We start from the raw sequence: 24,543 nt of genomic DNA, 5'->3' as shown, positions 1-24,543 counted from the left end.
GAAAAGGGGGAGGAGGATAAGTTGACAATTGACTACACAGAAAAAGGCTTTGAAGCCAATATAGAAGAAAGTCTTATTTTATCTGGCTATATGCAACGAAAGTTAGAAGGAGTTGCATTAGCCGATTTTAAAAAGAAAGCAATAGATATAGAAACCCTCTTTCAGTTCTTGGAAAGTACCCAAACTAAGAGCATAGAAAGGCTTCAAAAGGTATATAAGGAACAGTATAAAACAAAGATTGTGGATAGATTGACCAGAGAGCTGAATAAGCGGGGGATGATTGACTGCATTAGACATGGCATTAAAGATTATGGTGTGACATTAAAACTTGCCTATAATCAACCAGTTACCAACATGAACCAGACCCTTATCGACCTATATAATCAAAACATTTTCACCGTCAGTAGACAGGTCTACTACAGTGACCAAAACAACAACAGCATTGATATGTTGGTATCCTTAAATGGGCTTCCAATTGCAGTATTAGAGTTGAAAAATCCATTGACGAAGCAAACGGTTGATGATGCAAAGAAACAGTATATGACGGATAGAGACCCAAAAGAGCTGTTGTTTCAGTTTAAAGAGAGAGCAATTGTCTATTTTGCGGTAGACCCAGATGAAATCTATATGGCAACGCGAATTAATAAAGAGAAAACCTTTTTCTTACCTTTTAATAAAGGAAACAACGGAGGAAAGGGCAATCCAGCCGTTGACAACGATTATAAAACTTCGTATCTATGGAAAGATATTTTGCAAAAAAATAGCTTGATAGATATTCTGTTTCGCTTTGTGTTTATTAAGCAAGAGGATATCAAAGACAGCACTGGGGAAATTATTGATAAGAAAGAAACAGTTATATTTCCACGCTATCATCAATTAGATGTCGTGAGAAAGGTAGAAGAACATGTAAAGTCGATTGGCGTGGGACAGAACTATCTTGTTCAACATTCGGCTGGTAGTGGAAAGACCAACAGTATCTCTTGGCTTTCTCACCGATTGGCAAAACTTCATGACTCAGAAGATAATGCAGTATATGATAGTGTAATTGTAATAACAGATAGAAGAGTGTTGGACAAGCAATTGCAGGATGCAGTTTATCAACTGGAACATAAAGCTGGGATGGTAGAAAAAATTGAAAAAGACTCTACCCAATTGGCAAATGCTCTTGTAAATGGCACAAGAATCATTATTACGACTTTGCAAAAGTTCCCTTTTATTATGGAGAAAGTAGGAGAGTTTGCAAGAGGAAAATATGCAATTATCATTGATGAAGCCCATTCCTCTCAAGGGGGGAAAGCGGCCACTGCAATGACGAATATTCTTTCTGATAAAACGCTGGAAGAAGCTCTTGAGGCGGATAGAACAGCCGAGGATAATATGGAAGATATGGAAGAGAAAATTATTGAAACGATTGCGAAAAGTGGTAAGCAGGATAATCTTTCATTCTTTGCCTTTACAGCTACACCGAAGGCAAAAACCCTTGAGAAGTTCGGAACACTTGGAGAAGATGGGAAACCTCATGCATTTCATGTATACACGATGCGACAAGCTATAGAGGAAGGCTTTATTTTAGATGTACTTAAGAACTATTTAACCTATAAAACCTTTTACCAAATTGCTAAGAAGATAGAGGATGACCCAGAAGTATCCAGTAAAAAAGCATCGAAGGAAATCGCTAAATATGTAGCGTTGCATCCTCATAATATCGCTCAAAAGACAGAAATCATGATTGAACATTTCCGTCAGGTGACACGCCATAAAATTGGCAGTAGGGCGAAAGCAATGGTCGTTACTGGCAGTCGTCTTCATGCTGTAAAATATAAACAGGCATTCGATAAATATATCAATAAAAAGGGATATGACGACCTAAAAGCTGTGGTGGCTTTTTCAGGTACAGTTGAGGATAATGGAGTTCCCTATAAAGAACCAGAAATGAACGGATTTGGTGAAAAGGAATTACCAGAAAAATTTCATTCTGATGAATATAAAGTTTTGCTGGTTGCTGAGAAATATCAAACGGGATTCGATGAACCATTGCTTCATACGATGTATGTTGATAAAAAATTAGATGGGATTAAGGCGGTACAAACCTTATCACGTCTAAATAGAACGTGTAAAGGGAAGAATGATACATTTGTATTGGACTTCTTGAACGAGGCTGAGGATATTCAAAAAGCCTTTCAGCCTTATTATGAAGTAACAGGTCTTGAAAGCACAACTGACCCCAATCTTCTGTATGATTTGCAACGGGAACTGGATGCCTGTCAGGTTTATACGGAGGAAGAAATAAACGAAGTCTGCCAATTGGAGTTCAGTGAAAAGAAAAAGACAACCAAAATCCAGGAAAAACTTAATTCTATCCTGGATAAAGGGGTGGAACGATATAAGAAGCTACTAAAAGAGCAACAAGATGACTTTAAAGGTGCTTCGACTAAGTTTATCCGCACGTATTCGTTTATCTTACAAATTGGGCCATTTGCGGATGTGGAAATGCATAAGCTATATGTCTATTTGAATTATCTTCTTAAAAAACTTCCTAAAATGGGAAGTGATGCTGTCTACTTGGCGGATGATATTGCTCTTCAATATTATCGAAATGAGAAAGTATTTGCAGGAAGTATTTCACTTGCCATACAGGGTGAGTCTGAACTAAAGCCGACCACACATGGAAAAGGAACTGGGAAGGAAGAAGAAAAGGAAAAGCTATCTTCTATCATCGACAGATTGAATGATAAGTTTGGAACGGAATTCACCTCAACAGATATTCTTTCCTATGACCAGATAAAGGAAGACATCATCAACAATGATGACTTAGCTCAAAAGGCTAAAAATAACTCTAAAGGCAATTTTAAATACTCCTATGAAACTGCCTTTTTAGATATTGTCATACAACGCATGAGTCAAAATGAGAAGTTCTTTATGAAAATCCTTGAAGACTCGAACTTCAAGAATACCATTATGGAATTCATGCTCGATGAAGTCTATGAAGGTTTGAATAATCGACCTTATTTTGATTAAAAAGTGACTACTGTTGGCGCACAAACGTGTTAAGTGTATGAAGTTCAAAATGCAATTTAGCACCACAAAAAACACTACAAATAGTGTTCAAATTAACTTAAAAGACGACAGCGTTTTCGCTGTCGTTTGAACATTTATTTTAGCTTGAACTAACAAAATACCAATTTTTGTCCATCTTCTCTATTTCTTTGAAATCTCCATCAAACGCTTTTGTAGAAGGGTTTTGGTCATTTGGTGTATATACGAAGCCAGAAAAATTATCTAATATTCCTCGATAGGTAAAGAAAAGGATACTATATCCATTACCTGTTTTTTCAATAATTATATCACCGCCACCAACAGATAGCCCCTGATATTGTTTAGGCAAATGAATGAGCCAAGGACTGTCTTTAACATTTGGATTAAGTGCTCCTTGCTCAACCATCTTAGCCACTTTTTCTCTTTCGGATTTGTTCATTTTGAAATCCATATCCAATACTATTTGATTAAATGGTGTGGTGAATAACAATATGATGGTAATTACTTGGAGTATAAGGGGTTTCCAGTCCCTTTTTTAATTAAAGATATAAACGCATATACCGTCATAATGATGAAAAAACCAAACACCATTAGCAAAACGGGTAAAATAAAAAATCCCGTTACTAAGTCGATAATTTTCCATTGAAAGAAACAATATAGAATGGCTAATAAACTACTTAAACATGATAGGCGTAACACATTTTTCGGCTCCATCTTTCCCCAACCTTTATCCTTTTTAATTTCATATAAATTATTTTTGGTGAGCAAATTAACAGTATTTTTAAAACACAAAACTCTTGGACTTCCAAGTGTTCCTCTTTTGATGCTGTTCATTTAGTTTCGGACACGATAATTCCATTTACTTTGTTGTTATTCAAACCAAATTCAATACTGATTTTTTTTACTTTATCAAGATAACCTATAATATTGGAACCTGTATCAATTCTTTCGTAATAGTTTTTGCCATATGCCTTAATTACTTCATCCTTACTATCTCCTTTTGAAATTCCCTTGTTGGTTGCATATTTATCGCTTGAAATAAAATACCGCGTCACCTTTCCATTGAATAAGCGAAAATCTACATCGTAATTTTTATCATTTTCTCCAAAGATATAATAGCTTGATTTGGGCTGTTTAATCCATTCAATAAAGTTTGGTTTTCCAAATACGTCTGTTATCTTATCTTGAGTTGAATTAATAAAAATAGATTTTATATTTTCATCAGATAAGTCAATACTTTTTGTACTGTTATAAAGTTCCATTTTGTCATTAGAAGATGGGTCACAACCGACTAAAAACAAAATAAGAAAGAACGAACTTATTAACAATAAATTTATCCTATCTTTTCCAAACACATTATCTCCCTCCATTTTCAATTATGAGTAAAAGTTCCATTGTTTTATACTTAGTAATTTTATGTATATAGAGTTTCTATGTATAAAGTTATAATAATATCATTACTGTAAATAAGCAACAGTTTTAGAATAAATAGGCTCTTAGTTGACCTGTTTTGATATTTATTATGCACTATACCGTTTGACCCAGAAGGTGAGCCAATTAATTAGGGTTTGAATTGCAACTCTATTTGAGGGACAGGAAGGTATTGGTTTATTGTGGTAATATGGAGGTGAGAGGGTGATAAATAAAGTGTCTATTTTAATTGGAATTTTCTTTTTTATAGGAGGACTATTACTAATTAGACTTGCAATTAGTGAAACAGCTTTAGAAGTAAAAGAGAATGGGAAATTAAAAGGAATTGCTCTTATTTTAATAGATGCAATAGTTGGAGTGTTCAATGTAACGACTAAAAAAGCAAGCAATTTTCTTGTTCTTGGGATTTTATCATTGTTGATAGGCTTTATCATTACAATTAATTAATTTTACTACATATCGAGGGCAATTTTTTTGAAATTATTGTAAACGAGCACATTATATCAGATTCTCTTTTTCACTTTAATCCAGAAAAAAGTCTGAATTAACGTGCTTATTTTTTCACTTTAATTCAGAATGTGCAAAGTCTTGTTCAAATTACTTCGGCATTTATAGCAAACACTGCCAATATCATCGATGGCATTGATATTTAGAACAGGATAAATCGTTTCATTTGTTCTTACCATTCTTTAATAGCATCTCAATTCCACTTCCACAACCTAAACCATATAGGATTGCAAGCCCATTCTTTTGTGTGATAATCAGTCGAGAAGCGACAGCAATGACTATTATCAATACCAACCATCTCAATACGTGTAACCATCTCATACCATCACCACCATATCAAAACATTCCCTCGTCTTCTATATTACTGTATTTTTCCAAACTTAAACAAATAGCAACTTTACGATAACAGAATAAGTAAAAAATATAGAAAAACAATTTTAGACCGAAATCTCCTGAATACCCCAAATTTCAACTTTAAGATTAGTAACTTCTATTTGTAAAATATTAGGTAAGACACTATTCGACACAAATGCTATTTTTTCAATTGATTTTCTAAATTATACTTCTTACATTAAGTAATTTTAATCAACGAAGGAGGAAGTATAAATTGGGAAATATAGTATCAACAAGCATTTTTGATGATTTAAAACAACAGGTTTTTGACAAAAGAAGATGGGACAAAACGACTTTTAAGGTTTTTTCATACGAGGCGGGATTGGGTAAGAGCCTAACCACACAGCAGTTTTTGGCTGAGGCAGAGGATAGAGCCTTATATGTGCAAAGGTTCGTAAAAGACGGGGCGCTGGATGAAACAGTGGAACGTATTAATGAAATAGCAGGAACTAAAGTAGCTGTAAGATTAGCAGAGGATGAAATCAAATCAGGTAAGGCACGAAAAGGAGCTATAAATGCAAGAGTTCTCTGCATTACTCACCAGCTATACTACAGTATTTGCAAGGGGAATCATCAGGATTTAATTGCAGACAGGAGTATTTTAGTAATAGACGAGTATCCAGACTTATTAGAACAAATTACAGTAGCGGATAGAGAAATAGGACAATTATGGGCGACCTTTTATCAATATGGATTGAAAGAAACCGATGAACTTGCCAGTCTATTTAGAGACCTAATAAGGGATTATTCATATAGTTTCGAGATACAGAAAAACAAAGAAATGATATTTGTCCATTTTAATGAGGAGAAGTATGACAAATACAAAGAGGTTATTGACAGATTGTTTAAGAAGGCTGACCAGATAAAAAAGGCAGAACATAAAGAGCTACTATTTAAGTTTCAGCAGTTGCTCCATAATGGCGGTTATTTTTATGAGTATGCCTTTCATACGGTGGATACGACACCCAAGTTTGCCATGTTAGACTGCAATATCATCTTGGATGCCAATGCGGAGCAGGACTATAGATACGCTCTTTCAAACAAATTCCAGGTAATAAAACAGCCGAAAGTTTTCGATAATTCTAATGCAGTATTTTATCATTATGATGTGAATACCAGCAAAAAGGCGTTGAAAGGATATAAGAACCTGATTGAAAAAGCCTTAGAGCAAATAGATTTGAAGGGTTCTACAGGTATTCTGTTCATTACCGAGAAAAGTCAGAAGGAAAAGGTAGAGAAAGAAATTGAGGGATATTTTAATAAGACGTTGAAGGAAGTACAAGAAGCATGGGGATACCCAGTAACTGTAGATTATTTTGGTAACCTAATTGGAAAAAATTGTTACCGTAATTATAATACCGTTATAATGTTAAAGACTCCGAATTTTTCCTACGAATCCTATACCCTCTCTAATTTTCTATACAGTAGTATGGAAAACCTGCCAATCGGTAATATCTCTATTTTCCAGGATGAAACTGTAGAAAAAATCAGGATATCAACCACCGCGGGAGAGATGTATCAAGCTATCAGGCGTATCGCTCGCTCTAATACTGGAGATGCCAGAATATATGTTTTTAATAACAATCAAGATGTCATTGATATGGTTCTCGAACAACTACCTGGGATTCAGTATCAGAAATCTCAGATGGATGTTGAAAAAGTAGGAAGGGAAGAAGGGGGAAAGGAGAAAGTGATAAAAGAGAAAAAGATGACAAAGTTTGATATGACAGTTGAAAAAGTCAAAGCCATCCTCACAAACCTTAAACAGTCAAATATAAAAGAAATACAGAAAGAACAAGTAAGGGTTGAGGCTGGGGTTAAGGACAAGTCAAATTTCTCCAAGTTACTAATAGCGTTAAAGCCATTTTTGGAAACAAATCAGATTGATAAAGACACAAATAAACAAAGATTTATTTTTAGATAACAGTATTACATTGGCAAGGGATGTCCTTATAGGCATCCTTTTTTCTATGAAATCGCAAAAGTTGTCTTGCACATACGTTTGGTTAAAGAGCCAGAACAGAATATTTTACGACTTATTTAAGCTGTAGTCGATTATTCCTAAAAATTGTTAAGATTTTTCAAGTTCATCAGTTGTATTCAAGGAACTCTGTTTATACAAAACACTGGATGAATTGAAATCAAAAACCATTACTTTTAACATAAGCCAAATGGATAATAAGAACCACATCTATAAAAAAAGTCAGAAAACTACTTATCCATTTGCTTTTTATTATACTTTTCATTTGATTAGCATTATGACAACTTGATTAGATGGTATTGGATTCTTTTGGTAACAAAAGAGCCTTTTTAGTGTATTGGTACTTTTAAAAAGATGTATAGTTCAGTTTATTATTATATTTGGATTTTTCTAAGAGGTATTTGACAATTGCATAAGATGGTTTTCAAAAAACAGCTTGGCTGTTGATTAAAAGTTGTTTTTATTTTAATAGACCATAGATTTTTCAGAAGATTATTTTTAAGGTGCTACTGACACAATTTTAAGTGATGGTAAGTATAATCTATCTCTATCGTTAGGAATGCAATATATTATGAGATAACCATCAAAAGTGGTAAAAAACCAAACACCCCTTTATATAAGAGAAGAATAAAATAATACCACTTTTTCTGTAAGTATTTAGACATAATTTCAGTCAAACCTTCTTTTCAAGCGAATGTGTGGGACAACTTTTTAACGCTTTAACTTATAAAGTATCAACGAGGTTGCTTCAGAATATTTGGAGCATTATTTGGCATGATTTCGTTTTCTTGAAATAGAGGGATTTGAAGGCTCATTGAAGAATTTTAAAAGACTTGATGATTTCATCCTGTTTATGGAGTGCTACTGAATAAGGCAATATGTTGTAGGAATTATTTATATTAATGTGAGAAAAGGTGTGAAGTTATTTGAAAGGTTATAAAGCAATGCTATTTGATTTAGATGATACCTTACTTAATAGGGATAAGGCAGTAGAAAATATGTTTTTCGTTATTTTAGAAAAGTGTTATGAGGCAGTTAAACATTCAACAGAAAGCCAAATGCTACAAAAGTTCAGAGAATACGATAAAAGAGGCTATGGCAACAACGATAAAGCAAAAGTATTGGAATCATTTTTTGATGAATTTCCACCAATATATAGATTGCCACGCAATTATATTCAAGATTTTTGGAATAACCATTTTCCTCATTGTTTTTCAATAGACCAAAATTCTATAAATATCGTAAATGTTATAAAGAAGCATGCTAAAGTTGCGATTATAACAAACGGCTCAACTCAGAGACAAAAAGCTAAAATAATAAACACTAATTTAGATAGTTGTTTTGATACGATAATTATTTCTGAAGAAGCGGGATTTAGTAAACCTGACAAACGCATATTTGAATTAGCATTAAATAAATTCAATGTGCAACCTGAAGACGCATTATTCGTAGGAGATGACATAGAAAAGGATATTGATGGATGTCAGAATGCAAATATAAAGGGCATATGGTTCAATCCTCATATGTTCAAGAATGAAACTGAAATTAAACCATATGCCGAAATCAATTCTCTGGATAGATTACTAAGTTATTTTACAAAATAAACACAAACTTTTCATTAATTAAGCAACCATCAATGGAACTTCTGTCGACCAATGAAGGATGGGATTTGCAACTTTAAGTAGAGAATATCGTCTATATAAGAAATGGAATAATAAGGTAGGTTATTAAATGCTATCATATAAACGCAAATATCTATTTTTCACAACGATTATTTTGTTAATTCTTTTATTGTTTGGTTGCAATGAAAAAGAAGTATAACAAGCGAAGAGCAAAGAAAAAAACAACAATATTACAATTGTTAAATTAGACGGCAAAACAATTATTAGTGCAACTGTCTCAAGGGTTGGAAAAAATATGTTACATGTTAAAAAACCACACATAACTTATAAACAAAAAAATTCCAAAGAACTTCAAATTTTTGTTGATGCAATCCAAAGAGCAGAAAAAATGAATGGTATTGGTGATGTGACATCGCCTGATTATCTTATAACATTGACATTTGAAGACAAAACAATATCAAAATATACGCTATGGTTAAGGAATGAAGGTGGTTACCTTATGAATGAGATGGATAGTTATCATATTTATAAACTACCAAAAGATTTAATTGATGATTTAAATAAAATTGTAGAATGAAACGATAAATAAAAACAATCGGCAATGATTTTCTGTCGATTGTTTTTATTTAAGATAAATTATTTCTTTGATGTCATGCCAAGTCGTTGAGCTGGAGTTAGTTTCTTTCCATCCAAAGACTTGAAAAGTAAACAAACGTTGTAATAAGTCCGAAGTTCGTAAGACTCATTTTTTGCGTACTTCGGATTAAAAATGTTCGTGTCAATTGTTTCATCTGACTCGTATTTCTATGTTTAGTATTCCGTTATTTGCTTCTTTTAACATATACCGATTTTCTTCTCTATCGTCTTCATGCCAAGGAACATAGATATTTTTTATATGCTGTTGGTTCTGGTCTAAAAACTGAATCATCACAATGTCGTTATAGTTGAGGATTCTCCCTAATATATTTGGTCTTTCTTCAACATGATTACTCAGCTTATTACCGATAAATGGTTCAAGGAATTCTTCATAATCCGAATCATTATAGTGTAATTCTGATTCATTTTGATAGATTAAATCTAATAATCCATATTCGCTACGGAAGGCAGACAAACCTTTGTAGGGATAATGTTCAAAAGGAGTTAGTGTTCCAAATTCCATTCTTTTCACACGATTTATGGGGATAACGATAGATTCGCAATTTTCAAATACCATCTCGATAAAGGCAACATTCTCCATTCTCAATCTCCCAACTGTATACTCTATTTGAGTTTATTTTACCATTTTTTAGTAATTGAAGAAAAGTAAATCACTCCATTCTAAAAAATCACATATGAATTCACATTAATAATCACATACCCTTACAATTGATGACTTGCTCGAACATTATTCGACCACTTTTCAAATTCATAGGATTTTTTAATTGTTAAAATAAAGTTATAAGGAAAGAACCAATGAAAGGAGCTGACGGAATGACCATCGAACAAATTAAAATAGCCATTGACCAATTGGAAAGAACGCTGTTTCTCCATTCACTACAACCACTGGCGATGGAAGAGCTGGAACAAATGCAGGAGAAGGTAAAGGAGCTAAAGGAATCCTTTTTAGAAACTTCCTTTGAAGGCATCAGCGTTGCGGAACTGGAAGAAATTCGATTTCAGTTGTCGGAAATTAGTTACAGCATCATTATCTCTTTAAAAGAGAAGTTGCATCTGAGTGTAACAGATGATATTAGAAAACTGGAAGGTTTATACAGAATAGCTTAATGAAAAATGAAGGAGGAAGAAATATGAGCGAATTACAGGAAGTTAAAGAAAAAGAATTAGAAGGTTTTAAATATAAAGCTATCTTTGAATAGTAAAAATCTACCACACCTTCCGTCTTTTGTGCCACTCTTTGACAAGTAATTTATCAGCCGTTGACACTACATTTACCAAGAAACTCTTCATCACAGTCAAAGGCGGGACGAATCCCTTCTACCGACCGTTCCAAAGGCATCCTTGGGACGCTCCCTACGGTCGTTTAGGACAGCCTGTATTTGATAATTGAATTTTGAGCCACTCCGATTATAACAATTTGAGCCACTTGGAATTTTGCAACTGGAAAATCTGTAATGTATTGACATGGAGCATCCAGAGGAATAATTTAGCTCGAAGGGCGACACAACAGGATGTTTCGAGTGGCAACAGGCCTATCGTGTCTCTCACTCCATATCAAGACGGTGTTCTTACTGGAAATGGAGTGGCTCACGTTTTCATGAGCGATGTGGCTCAATATTATTTGGGCAAATACACAGCCTATCATATCCACCTACTCACTATCAAGGACCGCTTTGCTTACCTTATCCACTGGGATTCATTTTAACCAAAGTGTTTCTGGTAAACTTCATGGCATTCCTTGGTACAAACAATCGCGTTAGTGGTACATTTTGTTGCAATTTTCTTATCTCAGCTTTATTCTTATATATATAAGTCAATTATATTATCAAATTCAATTATAGAGGCTTCTTGCAATAGATTTTTTCTTTTTTGTAAAAAAAAGGAAATTTTTTGTTTATTGTCAAGAGACCTCTATTTTTATTTTAAAAACAATAAGTAGGAGATAACAATGCCTGAAAAATTTAATGTGATAAAACATACGGAGAAGCCAGAATGGTGAATATGGGAAGGAACAATGGTAGTAAAATTCTCATGTCATTCAGAAGTGGTGGGTGCTTACATCGAATCCTACAAGGAAATGTATTCTGAACAAGGATATGAATTATTGGACAATTCTATTGAAAAAGGCAGTATGTTTGCAAGGGTAAAATTATTAATCAGACCTATAAGAGAAGCGAAAGAATCTAAGTAGGAGTTAATTCCTAAAAATCAGGGTTATTAGGAGATGAATGGAAGTGGTGATTTTAATGGATGAAGTAAAGGGGAAAGAACACGATGATTTTTTTAACGAATTTCTAAAAGAGATTCAAAGGGAAATTGATTATCACACTAACGGCGGAACGAGTTTTAGAAGGACTTCGGCAGAATTCTCATTGCAAGTTGCTATGGCAATTGGGGAATTCTCACCGTTTTTGGACAGAAAGAGTTCTGAAGAAATCGTCACTCGATTACATCCCAATCTAAGCATTGAGAAAAAGAAAGATATTTCAAAAATGATGAATGTAATAGCAAGAGAACTATATCGAAAGGCAAATATGGCGGATGAAATTAGGCGATATTTACAGGAACGTAAACAATAGTCTTAAGGCATTATCATTTACCAAAAAGGAGTGAAAAGTAATGGTGACATTAATTGTTGTAAGTCTATTTGCTTTAGCCATTATTGCGGTTTTAGCAGTGCTGTCTATAAAAGTAATTTTAAAGAGAAGGAGATAAAGGTCTGTGCGGATTACATCGTTATTTGCAACTAAAACGTTTAAGCTATTACTGGAATTTGATTATCGGGAATACTGTCTTTTAGATATCAAGCAATTCTTACAAAATGAGAAGGGGAAGTTAGCGGAACTTTGTAATGATAGTGATATGTTTCAAACAGCAACAGTTGATAGAATCGCAGGTACAGTTGTTTGGGAAAATGGGGTAGATTTTGACCCTAAAATTCTATATAAGTCCTCCATTAATATTGACCATATTTTGGGCTAAAGGAGAGTGAAGATATGAGGGATTCTGAACCATATGTAATTGGCTATGCTGAAGGCTTTGAAAAAGGTTTTATTAAGGCTGTGGAATTGGTAAATGCAGTTTCTTTGGATGAAGAGCAACGGATGTTGTTAGCAAGGGGAAGTTTGGATTACTTACCGTTCCCAAAAATCATGGAACTTTTTCGTCTCAGTGTTTCTCAAGGAGCTGAGATACTGAACCAGGAAGAGTTTGAGGAATATGTAAAAGATGAATTTGATTTATATGTAGAAAATGATGGGTTTTTCAGCAAAGAAGAAATGGATGGAATTTATCAATACAGATTGAAACTGTCAAAAAGATATATTGAAGACACCCCTGCTCAAGAGATAATAAGTTTAAACAAGATTTTGTCAAAGGACTTAAAGAAATTGCTGATGGAATATATAGAGGGACAGGAGAAGGCGGATAGTAAGGAAAGAGGTAAAGGAGAGAAAGAATAATGGGACAATATCTGCAAATGGGAATTTGCTATCGAATGGAAATTGATAAAAAAAGATTGGACAAGTTAGGAGTTACATTTGAAAAATTGAAGAATGAATTAAATAAACAATTTGATTTATCACTGTATGAATTAAATGAAACACAAGATGAATTGGTTTTTGAAATTAAAAAGGGAGTTATATTGGAACAATTGCTGGAATTCATGCAATTTGAGTATTCAATGTATCCCCAGCAAGAGCCATATGCTGATTGTTTTAAATCGGCTGTGGAAACAATCGGAGGTTTATCGTCATTTGAAGAAATAGTAGAAGTGGCAGAAGAGAAAAAATATCCTTGCTTTCAATCTAATGTTATTACCAGTGAAATCAAAGTAGATTGGAATTTATTGAAAATGGATATATCGATGTTTGTGTTATTTCTGGATGGAAAGATAATAATGGAAGGGTATAATTCGTTTCTAAGATATATCGAGAATAATGTAAGAGAGTTGAGCAAAAAATGGACGCTTGCAGGAGCATTTAAATGTTACATAGAATGATATGTTGGACTTTCGATGGGGTCTTGGAAAATCGCCTTTTATAAAACGGACTTGATTAAGAAATCAAAAATAAACTCAGAGAGAATTAACTATAATGAAACATACAGACAAAAAAGGAGGCATAGTAAATGCTAAATATGGTTGGGACAATTCATCAAATAACTGGAAACCTCGAAAATGATAAAAAGAGCATGAGGATATTGAAAAGCCAGAGAAGAGCAATATTCGTTGTTATCATTCTTGTTATGATAATTGATATTAGTGATTTCCTTACACATACAGCTACATTCTTTCATGGTGTTTTAACTGGTGTAGTCTCTGTGACATGTACAAAAGGTTTATTTATCAATTTTAAGCTAAGTAAAAGAATTGGAACAAGAATTAGGGAGAACTTGGATTAGGACTGCATATTTGCCTTAGAAGAACTGCGAGTTAAATGTTGCGGTTCTTTTCTTTTTTCCTGTATTTTACGCTTCTTTAGCTTTTTATGGAACGTGGATACTTTTCAAATTTTGCACTTACAGAATGAGAGAAGCCTGTATGATGTATATATGAATCCAATTTTATAAAATATAACATATATTATAGAAGAAACTCGGAAAAAAAGATATTAACCTTTCAGGGTATGGTGCGATTCATGTAAAAGCACCTATTGAAATATCAAATAATGTGATTAATGTCATTTTTATACTTTGATACAAAATATCAAATTTTACCATTTTAGATATATGAAGGTATTGTAAAGGGAATATCCGAATACATAACCCTAAAGTTTTTGGACAGCAAAAAGAACCACCCAAGCCGAACGAAGCCAAGTGGTTCTAATGCTAAACGCAAAAAATAGTTATGGAACCAACCACCTTTGTAGGTAGTTGCCGAAAGACTTGGTTTAGGAACACCGAGCCTTTTGTTACGATTAGTATAACACTTATATACCAAAATCTTTAAATAGAAAAGCTATATATATCCATTATTTCAATCGTGAATGAAAACTATTGACGTTTAAATGTGAAAAACACTTTTATAACATGCTTTCCATCATCTGATTTGATTCGCTAATATTCCTAAAAAACATCCGTTCCTCAAATTATCACTCCTCCTATTTTATCAATTCATTGTTTAGGGCTTATTTCTCCAAAGAGAAAACACAACCACTTTTTCAATAATTAACAAATGAGTGGCTTTAAATGTTAAATTTTGTGATTGTAATACAAAGAAACTCATAATCTTTTATAGAGGACAAGTAAGGGGTTGTGCTATTTTGAATAACTTTTTAGTTCTGACTATGATAATTCTTCTAATACTTATAATCATTATTGTGTGGATTTACTTTGCTGTGAGACATAGACAACAGGCTATACAAGTAATTTCACTACAAAATTTTATGAATAGTTATCATTTGAATAAAATGGACAGTGAGAAAAAAATACAACAACAGATAAAGTTAATCCTGTTCAAAATAAGTGGAGTGTAAAAGAATTTAAGAAGATTTTACAGAATCCCCCTTTTGAATTAATTCTTCCAAAAAATTCGATTTTATCTATGGAGGAACTTACGGGAGCGTATGTAAGTAAGGTCAAAGGTGGTAGTAAAAATGATAAACAAGTGGATTTATTATACAAAACACCTAAAGGGGATACAACTATTTGGGAATCAAATTTTAAGGTCCTTCAAGATGAACCTTTGAATAGCTATGAAACAACATATATAGGAAATCACGAATGGAATTATGATAAGGATTTAAAACTTTTTTATTCAAATATTAATGGGTTGCAAATACAAGTAACAGGAGAAATTCCGAAAGAACAATTAATAAATATCATAAAATCATTAAATACTAACCACTTAAGTAATGAATCGACTGATTCGAACTAATAGGTTTGCAATTGATATTTTTTATTATATATGTTGGAACTTATTCTTAAACAAATTGAACATGATTTACAAATGGGGGAATATGAATGAGTTCATTTTTATCAGTCTTCATTATTGAATTAGCAGTTCTCGCTGATTACTTTTGGTTTGATGTTGATAAAAAAAGGTGGGGATGGTTGAAAAACTTGTCCAAACTTAATAAAGTGTTATTTTTTTTAGGACTTACAATCATTTCAATATTAATTTATTTTAGTTTAAGCACCGAATATTTCTAATTGATGTGTAAGTTTAAAAGGGACAAATAAATGATTCTTTTTTTTGTGCTTCCACAGGAACAAGCAAATATATAAAAGCTGTGAAATATAACAATAACTGAATTCGCAATGCTTTTAGTATTTCTCAGTGCATAATGCAAGATATAGAAAAAAGCTCAATGAATCCTTTGTTTAAACCACCAAGGTAGTTTTTCGTGATGTTTAATTTGTTTTATCCAAAAGTCAGGAGGCTCATACCGAATCAGTGAATAATCAAGTTCATAAGTATTTGTAGCCAACTGAATAAGTAACATTTTCTTTAATTCTGTCGGATGAATATCTTTTGTTTTAATGGTTATTACTTCAACACCATTTCGTTTTGGAGTTCCTACAATAACCACTTGATTACCTTTTGTATAAGCTGAAATCACATTTGTTTGAAAAATAACCATGTATAAGTCAAGGTTCGTTCTATTTTGAAAGGTTGGAAAACTAATGCCGATTTGATTTTCAAAGTTAAATAAACCCGAAAGTCCAATATCATAAATAGGGTATAAACGATGTTGTGCGTAATAAATATTGCTGGGAATATAGCTCCATCTACCGCCAGCATAAGTGCTGTGCCATTGTTCTTGATAAACGGGCCTCTCATAGTTTGGCTCATTTTTTATTTTATTAAAAGGGATTTTTGCCCCTTTACTTAGAACTTCAGAAATAGGAAAGGTTTTAGAAGGGTAGTGGCTCTCCTTTTCTTGTTGTTCGGGAGATTTAAGGAGAGTAATTGGTTGAGGTGGTTCAATGCTTTTTAACCTTCTTTCCAGTTCAACTGAAAGGCTATCATTTTCATGTTGATTATTTGATGCGTAAGTAAGTTTGCTAAAAGCAATAAATAAAGCTACGGAGTATAGGCATATATAAACAATAATTCTTTTTGGCATATACAATCACCTCAAAATTAATATGGTACAGAAAAAGATAATTATACTGTATGAAAATGTACGATGAATTTATTATATTGAAAAAGGTGGGTGACCCGATGGGGAACATAACTTGGATAAATGGTAATTACAAAGAAGATAACCGTATTTTTGATTCCAAAAATCAAGCAGAGGAATGGGCGGATGCATTACTTCCAGATTCCTCTCCATATTTATTAGGTAAGATTGATGTGGGCTATGCGACTCCTGATGAAAAGGTAATCAAATGTTAGAATCGCTTTTACCTGAATGGGCATTTTACAACAACGTTAAAATAAGCATTCGTAAAGATAAAGTATTCAAAGATGGTCAAGTAATATATAAAATTTGGACACAACAAATTTGAGTAGGGAATGAAATATATATCTTTTCTTAATAACTGAAAAAATCAAATTTTTATTTTAAACCGTAGAATATCATCAATAGCTGTTGTTATCTTTGGATTTATCCCTTTAGATAGCTTAAAAGAAAAATAACTTCTCAACTTAACTAAGGGTTGCTATGGCAACCTTTTTTTAAACTTTGTCACTAACTTCCAGCATTTTTGAATAGGAATGTTATAAGAAACGGTTTAAGAATGGATACGTAAAGTTTAGAAATTGAACATAGGGGGGAGTAAATTGAGATGGTTTGATAAATTTTTTAGCCTATTTAGGTTTGATTATGTCTTAATTTACACTGCAATAGGTGATGAAGATTGTATAAAAATGATAGGTAAGTTAAACGAAAATGGAATTCCATACAAAACAAAAGTACGAGGTATTTATGCAGGGCGTAAAAAACGTGATTTAGGATTCGATACTAAACTATCCCAATATGACATTTTTGTTGAAAAAGGTTTTGAGCACAAAGGTCGTAGTGTAATTAATGAAAAATAACTTTCTTATTTTTGTAACGAGTGCAGAGGACAAGATGGAAACATTTCAGAGACCTTAAAAATAGTTTACCAAAGAAACATTAAAGAGTTTAGATTATAAAAATTGAAATTAATGGTAAAACGCAATTTGTTTATAATATTTATAAATGTATGACCTGATACAAAGGGGAAATCATTATGTCGGTTATTAACAAAATTATTACATGGCAATATACTCCGATGTTATCCATTGGCTTTATGACTGGTGTATTTATAAAACATATTGGACTTTTGGATGGGGTATTATTTGGTCTCGCAACATACTTTTTAGTTAAGGCAATTTTATTTAGGATAGATTCGAATAATAGTAAAGAGGAATGATTCTCTTTTTCTTTATTTAATTGGATATTTATGACATCAAATGGACTGTTTCGACAGCCCATTTTCATTTTAGTTATTAAAATATGCCTGTTTATAAAAATTAGTGGTTTGTAAATAATATCACCATCAAAATCAAAAAGAATTGAGGTTATAAATTGATACTTATTAATCGTTTAATCTTGTCCATAATCCTGTTATTGAGTAGTCCGATGATAATCCATGCTAAAGAGATAAAGTATAACCACAACAGCAAAACCATTTCAGAAATAAGGAAAAAAGCCAATTTTACTATTTTGAGTCCGAATAAGATTCCTGACGATTGGACATTAGAAATTAAAACTTCTCCCTGGATAATGCTACATTATATGGACAGCAAGGATACCGAGCTGATAGTAGCTATTCATTTGAGCAAAGGATTTCCATTATCTGATGAAGATTTTCCACATTCTCAAAAAGTTGATATAAATGGAAACACAGGTTATTTTCAGGAATGGATAGATAGTGGTGAAGTTGATAAAAAAGGAGACCCTATAAGGGGTGGTTTACTGAATTGGGTACAAGATGGTACTAATGTGGAAATGAGTAGTTCAAGATTATCCAAAGAAAGAATGTTAGAAATTGCAAGGTCAATGAAATAAGTTCTTTTCCCTTTCCTTTTGTTGATTACGGAAAGGTTGTTCTTGTTAGATATACAGCTGGGTACAGCGTTGACATATAAGTAATCCCCATGATTCTTCATAAAAAAATTGCTTAAAAAGTTATGTGTATAGTTTTTTGATTCTTAAATGAAGAGAAGGGTGTGTTAAATCCGTATGGCTCTGTTTGATAAAACAGTCAACTCTCTGCATAACTGACAATTATGTTGCAAGATTATTTTGACAGTGATTTTGCTTGAGAAATGGCGGATTATCACTATAATTAGATTATAGAAATAAATTTCAATTTAACAGGCGTTATCGTTTTAGGAAGTTCTACTTTTAAAAAAAGTAGGATTTTTGCCTAAAGTGATAACGCCTTTTTGTGTTGACTAAAAAGTATGGGAGTGATTGTAAATGATTACTAACTTTATTCGGGAGTTGGAGCGGGAAGGAAAGAGCCATCTAACTATTCGAGCATATACAAAGGATATTCAGCAGTTTTCTGATTGGTTATTTGAAACAATCGGTTATAAAACAGATGCAATTACAGAAACAGACCTTCGAGAGTATCGTCAATTTTTAAATTTATTAAAAAAGTTGAAAGTTACGAGCATCAATCGAAAAATCAAAAGTGTTGTCCGTTATCAGCGTTTCCTTTATAAGCAGGGCATTTGTAAAGAGGAAGTGGATTTAAAAAAAGTCCTGCAAAGAAATAACATTGAATTTGACTATGATGTAAAAATCGTTGAAAAGCAAGATTTGTACAGATTAAAACGTACTATTGAGGCTGAGGGAAATAGGAGAGATATATTAGTGTATTATCTACTTTTTGGAACAGGTGTTAGATGCAGTGAAATGGTCTCTGTTGAATTAGATGATATTTACATTACTGAGAGAAATGGAAAAAACAATTACAGCTACCTAATGATTCGGAATGGAAAGGGTAGCAAAGTAAGAAAGGTAAATTTGAATAGTGAAGTAGTGAATGCGATAAAAGCCTATTTAGAAGTAAGACCATCAGTATCCTCCAAAAAGTTGCTACAAGGTCAGAGGGGAACGCTAACAAGGTTAGCAATTAATAAACTTTTAGAGAAATACAGTAAGAAAGCCCAACTTGATTATATTGTTAGTCCCCATATGGCAAGGCATACGTTCTGCTCAAATTTGATTAAGGAAGGAAAAGTAGACCCAAAAACTGTTGCCATTTTAAGCGGCCACAGTTCCGTTGATACGCTTTATCGTTTTTATGTGAATAGTAGTGCAGAAGATAAACAACGTGCAGTGGATAATCTAAACGTGTAGATTATTGGGTTCTATCCTTTAGATATTTTAGGAAGAAATCGAATTTTGACGAGTTTCTTCTATTATATATTCTCCATTTAATGATTGGTTTTTAGAAAGGATTGAGAAAAATGCCCGTTTTAAAATATGAACAAACAACAAAGAAAATAGCAAAATTGATAGAAGAAGGATACGGTCAAGGAGAGGGGATAGCGTACAAACCGTTTTTGGATGTAATACGGGTATCTTCGAAAGGAAGAATCAGTCGTATTAAAGGGCTTAGTGGAAGGGTTCATCATTTTTTATCAGATTCAGAGACAAGACTGTTCTACATATATGAATTTGCAGGAAAGGAAGATATTCGGGAACATTATCCTCTGTTAGAAGGTATGGAAGAGATTATTCCGAATTTGGATGAAGAACTGCTTAAGCGTTTGGTTAATCAAAAAACTGGAGAGCCACTTATTCTTACAACGACCTTTTTAATCACAGAAAAAGATGAAAACGGAGAACTAAGCTATTTTGCCAGGTCTGTAAAGGATTACAGGCAGTTAGAAAATAAACAGGTAATCGAACGCTTTGAAATAATGAAAAAATATTGGGAAGCCAGGGGAGTAGAATACGGAATTATTACGAATAAAGAGATACCTTTGATGGTTGCAAAGAATATAGAATTCATTCATCCCTATTTCCATTTGGAGGAATACGGCATTAAAGATAAAATGCAGGGATTTTTGAAAAACCGTCTTGTTGACATGATTGGTAATAGTGAAACAAAGCAAATAAACGAAATTCTAAGCATGTTTGATAACGAATTTAATATTGACCAGGGGACTGGGATTGCAATTTACAAACATCTTTTAGCCAGGAAAATTCTAAGTGTAAATATGAATGAAGCAATCTCTTTTAACCAACCATGCAATTCAGTTCAAATTCTAACAAGAACAGAGGTGGATAATAATGGTTCTAACTATAAATATGCTAATCCAATATAGAAATGACCCAAATAACATTGAAAGGATTATTTGGATAGATGAAAGGTATGATTCTTGCTTTCTAATTAATGTTTTTGATAATACGTTGCCAAAGATTAAAAAGATTTTAGAGATTGAGGATGGTTTAGTAATTGGAGAAGTTGTCATCTTAGAGGATGACCCTTTCAATTTGATTATTAGAGAAGAGGAAATCAGTGAGAAAGCAAAAACATTGAGGAATGAATCATGGGAAATTATTAATCAACTTTTAAGTCATGGGGTTATAAATCTCTTGAACTCCAAAACAAGGAGCGAAATTGTAAAGAAGGTTTCCGAGGATTTAAACGTGAACTCGAAGAAAATAAATCGATGTTTGAAAAGATATTGGAAACGTGGAATGCACGTAAACGCCCTCTTACCCGATTTTCAAAATTGTGGCGGAATCGGGGTTCAGAAGAATAGCGGTGATAACAAAAGAGGTCGTCCAAGGAAAATGGAGGAGATTATGGGTGAGGGTGTTAACATTGACCAATATACGAAGGAAAAATTCCATCTTGGAATAGCCAAATTTTATCTTCGACAAAATAATGTGACTGTCCGCTATGCTTTTGAGCAAACCTTAAAAGAATATTTTAGAGATGTATTGGAAAATGACCCTAATAAATTGCCTACATATAATCAATTTTTGTATTGGTTACGCAAAAATGAAAATTTATCTTATCGGCTAATTAAAAGACATGGGAAAAAAAACTTCGAATTAAAACACCGCCCTGTTCTGGGAAGTGTACAACAAGAAGTTCGTTCACCAGGGCAAAAAGTATTAATTGATTCAACTGTTTCTGACGTATATTTGTGTAGTGAATTTGACCGCCAATCCATCATTGGAAGGGGCATAGTGTATTTTGTAAAGGACATATTCTCCAGAATGATTTTATCAGTCCATGTTTGTTTGGAGGGGCCTAACTTTGAACAAGCAAGAATTGCACTAATGAATATGGTTGAGAACAAAGTGGAATTTTGCCAAAGATTTGGTATCGAAATAAAAGAACATGAGTGGTCGACTGCACATCTACCTGAGTGTATTGTGGCAGACAGGGCAGAATTATTATCTCATGCTTCAACTTTACTGACGGAAAGATTGAATATAAAAATTGAGAATAGTCCGCCATTTCGTGGCGACTTCAAATCTTTGGTGGAACAGCAGTTCGCTATCCTTAACCGTCAAGTTAAACCGATTCTTCCTGGTGCTATTCAATCAGACTTCAAAGTTAGGGGGGCAAAGGATTATAGGTTGTCATCAGTTTTAACACTTAAGGATTTTATGAAAATTGTTATACTATGTGCCATTCACTACAACAATAATTTTGTAATAGAAAACTATATACGAGATGAAGAAATGATTAAGGACGGTGTTCCTCCTATACCTGTAAAACTATTTGAATGGGGCATGAAAAATAGAGCAGGAAAGCTAAGAACGATAAGTAGAGAACAACTTATGCTGATGCTCTTGCCTTCTTCCCAGGCATCGGTGACTGAGTTTGGTATTAAGTGGAATGGGATGTTCTACACTAATGAAACTGCACTGCGGGAGCAGTGGTTTGTTGAATCGAGATTTTTTGGAAGAAAAAAGGTTACGATTACCTATGACCCAAGAGATGTTGGAATCATTTATCTGCATAACAAGGACAAACACAGTTTTGAACGATGTTTTTTATTAGAACATCAATCACGTTACAAAGAGAAAACACTGGAAGATGTAAATTATTTGCAAGAAATAGAGATGCAAACCAAACAACATAAAAAATCAGGGTTAAAAGAGAGAATTAACTTAATGGAACAAGTCGAGGAAATTGTAAAAGAGGCTGAAAAGAAAAGCAAAAAAGATAGAATAAATATTAGTAAAAATCAAAGATTAAAAAATATTAAGGAAAATCGAAAACAGGAAATTGAAAGAGTCCGAAAAGAAACCGTACAAGTTGACCATGCTCCATTAATTAAGAAGCAAGTACATGAAGAACTTAATAAAGCTGATAAAGTAATAGATTTCCAAGATGATTTACAATTGCTAAGGAAATTTCAGCAGAAGGGATTGGGAAATAAAGATGAATAGTTCATTTATCCATGCAAATTATAGTGAGCAGGTGATAGAAGAATACAAAGGCAATCCCCTAATCGAAGCGTTGCCCCCAATCTATTCCAAGGAAGAAGTAATTGGTAAATTGAGTTACTACCCTATGTTTGATGTATCGGAAAGAGAAATGGAGAGCCATCACCGTTTTCATTTAATCCAACGTCTATTCAATATATTCCAGGTATTTCCTAATCATCTGATATTGAATGACAAAATAGGAACGCTTATCCGACAAGGATATGTTGGGAGAAATCCAATGAAGCCTGAATATGCAAGAAGTTTTTCCGAAAAATTACCTGATATTCAAAATGATATATGGATTAATGATACCTCACCTAAAAGTATGAGCTGTATAGGCATCCCTGGAGCTGGAAAGTCATCTTCTATCACAAGGATACTAAACTGTTGTTATCCACAGGTGCTGATTCATTCTGATTATAGAGGGAATCCCTTTTCATCTACTCAGTTAGTTTGGTTACAATTAAATTGTCCCCATGATGGTTCTGTTAAAGGGCTTGTAAATCAATTTTTTATTTCTATAGACAACATTTTAGGAACAGATTATTTTAATAAATTTGGGAGGTCAAATAAGTTATCTGTGAATACTCTCATGCCTATTATGACTACTGTATGTCGGGGGATAAACTTGGGTTTTTTGTGCATCGATGAAGTTCAACATCTTAGTCTAAAAGGAGTCGGGGCTAAGCTAATGCTAAATTTCTTTGTCACTTTAAGCAATATCCTGTCAATTCCAATATGTCTTATAGGCACTCCGTCTGCCATGAATGTTTTACAAAGAGAATTTCGTCAAGCAAGGAGGAGCGGACAGAGCGATATGATTTTCAATCGCATGGAGAATGATGCCTATTGGCGTTTATTTATTGAAACATTGTGGAATTATCAATGGGTTAGGAAACCAGTGGATTTAACTGACGAGTTTGTTGACGTTCTCTATGAAAGTAGTCAGGGCATCCTCGATATCTGTTTAAAAACATATGCCTTGGCACAAACCCGTAGTATCGCAACAGGAAGAGAGGAACTTTCACCAAGACTTATATCCCAGGTTGCAAGTGAAAACTTAAAACTTGTTCAACCCATGCTAAGGGCTTTACGTAGTGGGGATATTCACGAAATTGCAAAATATGAAGACATATACTTTCCTTATGAAACCGCAATAGAAAGAGAGCGGATAGAATTAGGGAAAAATAGTTTTATTAATGCAACGAAGGCAATAAACAATACAGTATCTAAGGAACAGTTGCAGGAGGAGGCGGTATTTCGTCTAAATTTGTTAGGTTTGTCAAAAGAAACAGCGAAACAAATGGTTAAATCTGTTCTTAAAGAGAAAACTGTTCAAGATGTTAATGAGTTGGCAAAGTTAGCTTATCAATATTCTTTAATTAAAGTGCAGGAAAATACACAGGAGCTAAAAAAAGAATCAAGCCCTAATTTGCTAACAATTGTAAAAGAGGGGAAAGAACAAGGTCTATCTGCATATCAATCCTTGAAACGAGCTGGTATTATCAAATCCTTGGAAGGAGTTGTGTAA

General features: G+C 33.3%; 27 protein-coding genes. 22 read left to right on the top strand and 5 right to left on the bottom strand.

Annotated elements, in window-relative coordinates; genetic code table 11:
* Positions 1-21: 21 nt before the first annotated feature.
* Complete coding sequence (locus tag HPT25_RS03700; RefSeq protein ID WP_173060099.1) at positions 22-3,018, top strand: type I restriction endonuclease subunit R; 2,997 nt, start codon at positions 22-24, stop codon at positions 3,016-3,018.
* Between the two features lie 139 nt (positions 3,019-3,157).
* On the opposite strand, the gene HPT25_RS28570 is transcribed toward HPT25_RS03700, so the two are convergent.
* Positions 3,158-3,475: a hypothetical protein gene (locus HPT25_RS28570; RefSeq protein WP_246277129.1), complete on the bottom strand. Its 318-nt coding sequence runs from the start codon at positions 3,473-3,475 to the stop codon at positions 3,158-3,160.
* A gap of 391 nt (positions 3,476-3,866) precedes the next feature.
* The gene (locus HPT25_RS03690) at positions 3,867-4,391 is read right to left on the bottom strand and encodes a hypothetical protein (RefSeq protein WP_312857265.1); all 525 of its coding nucleotides are present in this window, start codon (positions 4,389-4,391) and stop codon (positions 3,867-3,869) included.
* A gap of 280 nt (positions 4,392-4,671) precedes the next feature.
* On the opposite strand from HPT25_RS03690, the gene HPT25_RS03685 reads away from it, so the two are divergent.
* On the top strand, positions 4,672-4,914 hold the full coding sequence (locus HPT25_RS03685; protein WP_173060096.1) for a hypothetical protein: 243 nt from the start codon (positions 4,672-4,674) through the stop codon (positions 4,912-4,914).
* A 222-nt stretch (positions 4,915-5,136) separates the two neighbouring features.
* On the opposite strand, the gene HPT25_RS03680 is transcribed toward HPT25_RS03685, so the two are convergent.
* The gene (locus HPT25_RS03680; protein ID WP_173060093.1) at positions 5,137-5,295 is read right to left on the bottom strand and encodes a hypothetical protein; all 159 of its coding nucleotides are present in this window, start codon (positions 5,293-5,295) and stop codon (positions 5,137-5,139) included.
* A gap of 286 nt (positions 5,296-5,581) precedes the next feature.
* On the opposite strand from HPT25_RS03680, the gene HPT25_RS03675 reads away from it, so the two are divergent.
* The 3 genes from HPT25_RS03675 to HPT25_RS03665 all read left to right on the top strand — a co-directional run bounded on the left by HPT25_RS03675 (position 5,582) and on the right by HPT25_RS03665 (position 9,547).
* Positions 5,582-7,291: a hypothetical protein gene (locus tag HPT25_RS03675; RefSeq protein WP_173060090.1), complete on the top strand. Its 1,710-nt coding sequence runs from the start codon at positions 5,582-5,584 to the stop codon at positions 7,289-7,291.
* 1,001 nt (positions 7,292-8,292) lie between these two features.
* Positions 8,293-8,952, top strand: a complete 660-nt coding sequence (locus tag HPT25_RS03670) for an HAD family hydrolase (RefSeq protein ID WP_173070855.1) — start codon at positions 8,293-8,295, stop codon at positions 8,950-8,952.
* A gap of 313 nt (positions 8,953-9,265) precedes the next feature.
* Positions 9,266-9,547 carry a YhfM domain-containing protein gene (locus tag HPT25_RS03665; RefSeq protein ID WP_173060088.1) on the top strand — a complete coding sequence of 94 codons (282 nt, stop codon included), beginning with the start codon at positions 9,266-9,268 and terminating at the stop codon, positions 9,545-9,547.
* A gap of 210 nt (positions 9,548-9,757) precedes the next feature.
* Here the strand turns inward: HPT25_RS03665 and HPT25_RS03660 are convergent, their stop codons facing one another.
* On the bottom strand, positions 9,758-10,207 hold the full coding sequence (locus HPT25_RS03660) for a hypothetical protein (RefSeq protein WP_173060085.1): 450 nt from the start codon (positions 10,205-10,207) through the stop codon (positions 9,758-9,760).
* Between the two features lie 233 nt (positions 10,208-10,440).
* Here HPT25_RS03660 and HPT25_RS03655 point away from each other — a divergent pair, with 233 nt between their 5' ends.
* The 9 genes from HPT25_RS03655 to HPT25_RS03615 all read left to right on the top strand — a co-directional run bounded on the left by HPT25_RS03655 (position 10,441) and on the right by HPT25_RS03615 (position 15,777).
* Positions 10,441-10,734, top strand: a complete 294-nt coding sequence (locus HPT25_RS03655; protein ID WP_173060082.1) for a hypothetical protein — start codon at positions 10,441-10,443, stop codon at positions 10,732-10,734.
* A 907-nt stretch (positions 10,735-11,641) separates the two neighbouring features.
* Positions 11,642-11,818 (top strand): hypothetical protein, encoded by a 177-nt coding sequence (locus HPT25_RS03650; protein ID WP_173060079.1) that lies wholly within the window; start codon positions 11,642-11,644, stop codon positions 11,816-11,818.
* Positions 11,819-11,861: 43 nt separating this feature from the next.
* On the top strand, positions 11,862-12,206 hold the full coding sequence (locus HPT25_RS03645) for a hypothetical protein (RefSeq protein WP_217269610.1): 345 nt from the start codon (positions 11,862-11,864) through the stop codon (positions 12,204-12,206).
* A 142-nt stretch (positions 12,207-12,348) separates the two neighbouring features.
* Entirely contained in the window at positions 12,349-12,609 is a 261-nt protein-coding gene (locus HPT25_RS03640) for a DUF2442 domain-containing protein (RefSeq protein ID WP_173060073.1), read from the top strand.
* A 14-nt stretch (positions 12,610-12,623) separates the two neighbouring features.
* Positions 12,624-13,088 carry a hypothetical protein gene (locus tag HPT25_RS03635; protein WP_173060070.1) on the top strand — a complete coding sequence of 155 codons (465 nt, stop codon included), beginning with the start codon at positions 12,624-12,626 and terminating at the stop codon, positions 13,086-13,088.
* Positions 13,088-13,627, top strand: coding sequence for a hypothetical protein (locus HPT25_RS03630; protein WP_173060067.1), 540 nt, complete (start codon positions 13,088-13,090; stop codon positions 13,625-13,627). Before HPT25_RS03635 ends, HPT25_RS03630 begins: the two co-directional genes overlap by 1 nt.
* A gap of 128 nt (positions 13,628-13,755) precedes the next feature.
* Positions 13,756-14,028 carry a hypothetical protein gene (locus tag HPT25_RS03625; protein WP_173060065.1) on the top strand — a complete coding sequence of 91 codons (273 nt, stop codon included), beginning with the start codon at positions 13,756-13,758 and terminating at the stop codon, positions 14,026-14,028.
* 1,141 nt (positions 14,029-15,169) lie between these two features.
* Positions 15,170-15,502 (top strand): hypothetical protein, encoded by a 333-nt coding sequence (locus tag HPT25_RS03620; protein WP_173060062.1) that lies wholly within the window; start codon positions 15,170-15,172, stop codon positions 15,500-15,502.
* 86 nt (positions 15,503-15,588) lie between these two features.
* On the top strand, positions 15,589-15,777 hold the full coding sequence (locus HPT25_RS03615) for a hypothetical protein (RefSeq protein ID WP_173060058.1): 189 nt from the start codon (positions 15,589-15,591) through the stop codon (positions 15,775-15,777).
* 155 nt (positions 15,778-15,932) lie between these two features.
* Here the strand turns inward: HPT25_RS03615 and HPT25_RS03610 are convergent, their stop codons facing one another.
* Positions 15,933-16,694 (bottom strand): hypothetical protein, encoded by a 762-nt coding sequence (locus tag HPT25_RS03610; protein WP_246277128.1) that lies wholly within the window; start codon positions 16,692-16,694, stop codon positions 15,933-15,935.
* A gap of 98 nt (positions 16,695-16,792) precedes the next feature.
* Between HPT25_RS03610 and HPT25_RS03605 the strand changes: the two genes are divergently transcribed.
* The 8 genes from HPT25_RS03605 (at position 16,793) to HPT25_RS03570 (ending at position 24,543) form a co-directional block, all read left to right on the top strand.
* Positions 16,793-16,966: a hypothetical protein gene (locus HPT25_RS03605; RefSeq protein ID WP_173060055.1), complete on the top strand. Its 174-nt coding sequence runs from the start codon at positions 16,793-16,795 to the stop codon at positions 16,964-16,966.
* 387 nt (positions 16,967-17,353) lie between these two features.
* Positions 17,354-17,611 (top strand): hypothetical protein, encoded by a 258-nt coding sequence (locus HPT25_RS03600; RefSeq protein WP_173060052.1) that lies wholly within the window; start codon positions 17,354-17,356, stop codon positions 17,609-17,611.
* Between the two features lie 176 nt (positions 17,612-17,787).
* On the top strand, positions 17,788-17,970 hold the full coding sequence (locus HPT25_RS03595; protein ID WP_173060049.1) for a hypothetical protein: 183 nt from the start codon (positions 17,788-17,790) through the stop codon (positions 17,968-17,970).
* Positions 17,971-18,179: 209 nt separating this feature from the next.
* A complete protein-coding gene (locus HPT25_RS03590) occupies positions 18,180-18,608 on the top strand; it encodes a DUF4367 domain-containing protein (RefSeq protein ID WP_246277127.1) in 429 nt (142 codons plus the stop codon).
* A gap of 414 nt (positions 18,609-19,022) precedes the next feature.
* A complete protein-coding gene (locus HPT25_RS03585) occupies positions 19,023-19,910 on the top strand; it encodes a tyrosine-type recombinase/integrase (RefSeq protein ID WP_173060043.1) in 888 nt (295 codons plus the stop codon).
* A gap of 110 nt (positions 19,911-20,020) precedes the next feature.
* On the top strand, positions 20,021-20,884 hold the full coding sequence (locus HPT25_RS03580; protein ID WP_173060041.1) for a TnsA endonuclease C-terminal domain-containing protein: 864 nt from the start codon (positions 20,021-20,023) through the stop codon (positions 20,882-20,884).
* On the top strand, positions 20,850-22,973 hold the full coding sequence (locus HPT25_RS03575; RefSeq protein ID WP_173060038.1) for a TnsB C-terminal domain-containing protein: 2,124 nt from the start codon (positions 20,850-20,852) through the stop codon (positions 22,971-22,973). Before HPT25_RS03580 ends, HPT25_RS03575 begins: the two co-directional genes overlap by 35 nt.
* Complete coding sequence (locus HPT25_RS03570; protein WP_173060035.1) at positions 22,966-24,543, top strand: ATP-binding protein; 1,578 nt, start codon at positions 22,966-22,968, stop codon at positions 24,541-24,543. The genes HPT25_RS03575 and HPT25_RS03570 overlap by 8 nt, the downstream gene beginning before the upstream one ends.

The sequence above is a fragment of the Neobacillus endophyticus genome, from assembly GCF_013248975.1.
GTDB classification, from domain to species: Bacteria; Bacillota; Bacilli; order Bacillales; family Cytobacillaceae; genus Neobacillus; species Neobacillus endophyticus.
This window is presented reverse-complemented; position numbering and strand designations above follow the sequence as displayed.

Coding starts and splice junctions, on each gene's coding strand:
- HPT25_RS28570 (WP_246277129.1), bottom strand. CDS start 3,475: ATGAACAAATCCGAAAGAGAAAAAGTGGCTAAGATGGTTGAGCAAGGA.
- HPT25_RS03680 (WP_173060093.1), bottom strand. CDS start 5,295: ATGAGATGGTTACACGTATTGAGATGGTTGGTATTGATAATAGTCATT.
- HPT25_RS03670 (WP_173070855.1), top strand. CDS start 8,293: ATGCTATTTGATTTAGATGATACCTTACTTAATAGGGATAAGGCAGTA.
- HPT25_RS03665 (WP_173060088.1), top strand. CDS start 9,266: ATGTTACATGTTAAAAAACCACACATAACTTATAAACAAAAAAATTCC.
- HPT25_RS03660 (WP_173060085.1), bottom strand. CDS start 10,207: ATGGAGAATGTTGCCTTTATCGAGATGGTATTTGAAAATTGCGAATCT.
- HPT25_RS03655 (WP_173060082.1), top strand. CDS start 10,441: ATGACCATCGAACAAATTAAAATAGCCATTGACCAATTGGAAAGAACG.
- HPT25_RS03650 (WP_173060079.1), top strand. CDS start 11,642: ATGGTAGTAAAATTCTCATGTCATTCAGAAGTGGTGGGTGCTTACATC.
- HPT25_RS03635 (WP_173060070.1), top strand. CDS start 12,624: ATGAGGGATTCTGAACCATATGTAATTGGCTATGCTGAAGGCTTTGAA.
- HPT25_RS03630 (WP_173060067.1), top strand. CDS start 13,088: ATGGGACAATATCTGCAAATGGGAATTTGCTATCGAATGGAAATTGAT.
- HPT25_RS03625 (WP_173060065.1), top strand. CDS start 13,756: ATGCTAAATATGGTTGGGACAATTCATCAAATAACTGGAAACCTCGAA.
- HPT25_RS03620 (WP_173060062.1), top strand. CDS start 15,170: ATGGAGGAACTTACGGGAGCGTATGTAAGTAAGGTCAAAGGTGGTAGT.
- HPT25_RS03615 (WP_173060058.1), top strand. CDS start 15,589: ATGAGTTCATTTTTATCAGTCTTCATTATTGAATTAGCAGTTCTCGCT.
- HPT25_RS03610 (WP_246277128.1), bottom strand. CDS start 16,694: ATGCCAAAAAGAATTATTGTTTATATATGCCTATACTCCGTAGCTTTA.
- HPT25_RS03605 (WP_173060055.1), top strand. CDS start 16,793: ATGGGGAACATAACTTGGATAAATGGTAATTACAAAGAAGATAACCGT.
- HPT25_RS03595 (WP_173060049.1), top strand. CDS start 17,788: ATGTCGGTTATTAACAAAATTATTACATGGCAATATACTCCGATGTTA.
- HPT25_RS03590 (WP_246277127.1), top strand. CDS start 18,180: ATGATAATCCATGCTAAAGAGATAAAGTATAACCACAACAGCAAAACC.
- HPT25_RS03585 (WP_173060043.1), top strand. CDS start 19,023: ATGATTACTAACTTTATTCGGGAGTTGGAGCGGGAAGGAAAGAGCCAT.
- HPT25_RS03580 (WP_173060041.1), top strand. CDS start 20,021: ATGCCCGTTTTAAAATATGAACAAACAACAAAGAAAATAGCAAAATTG.
- HPT25_RS03575 (WP_173060038.1), top strand. CDS start 20,850: ATGGTTCTAACTATAAATATGCTAATCCAATATAGAAATGACCCAAAT.
- HPT25_RS03570 (WP_173060035.1), top strand. CDS start 22,966: ATGAATAGTTCATTTATCCATGCAAATTATAGTGAGCAGGTGATAGAA.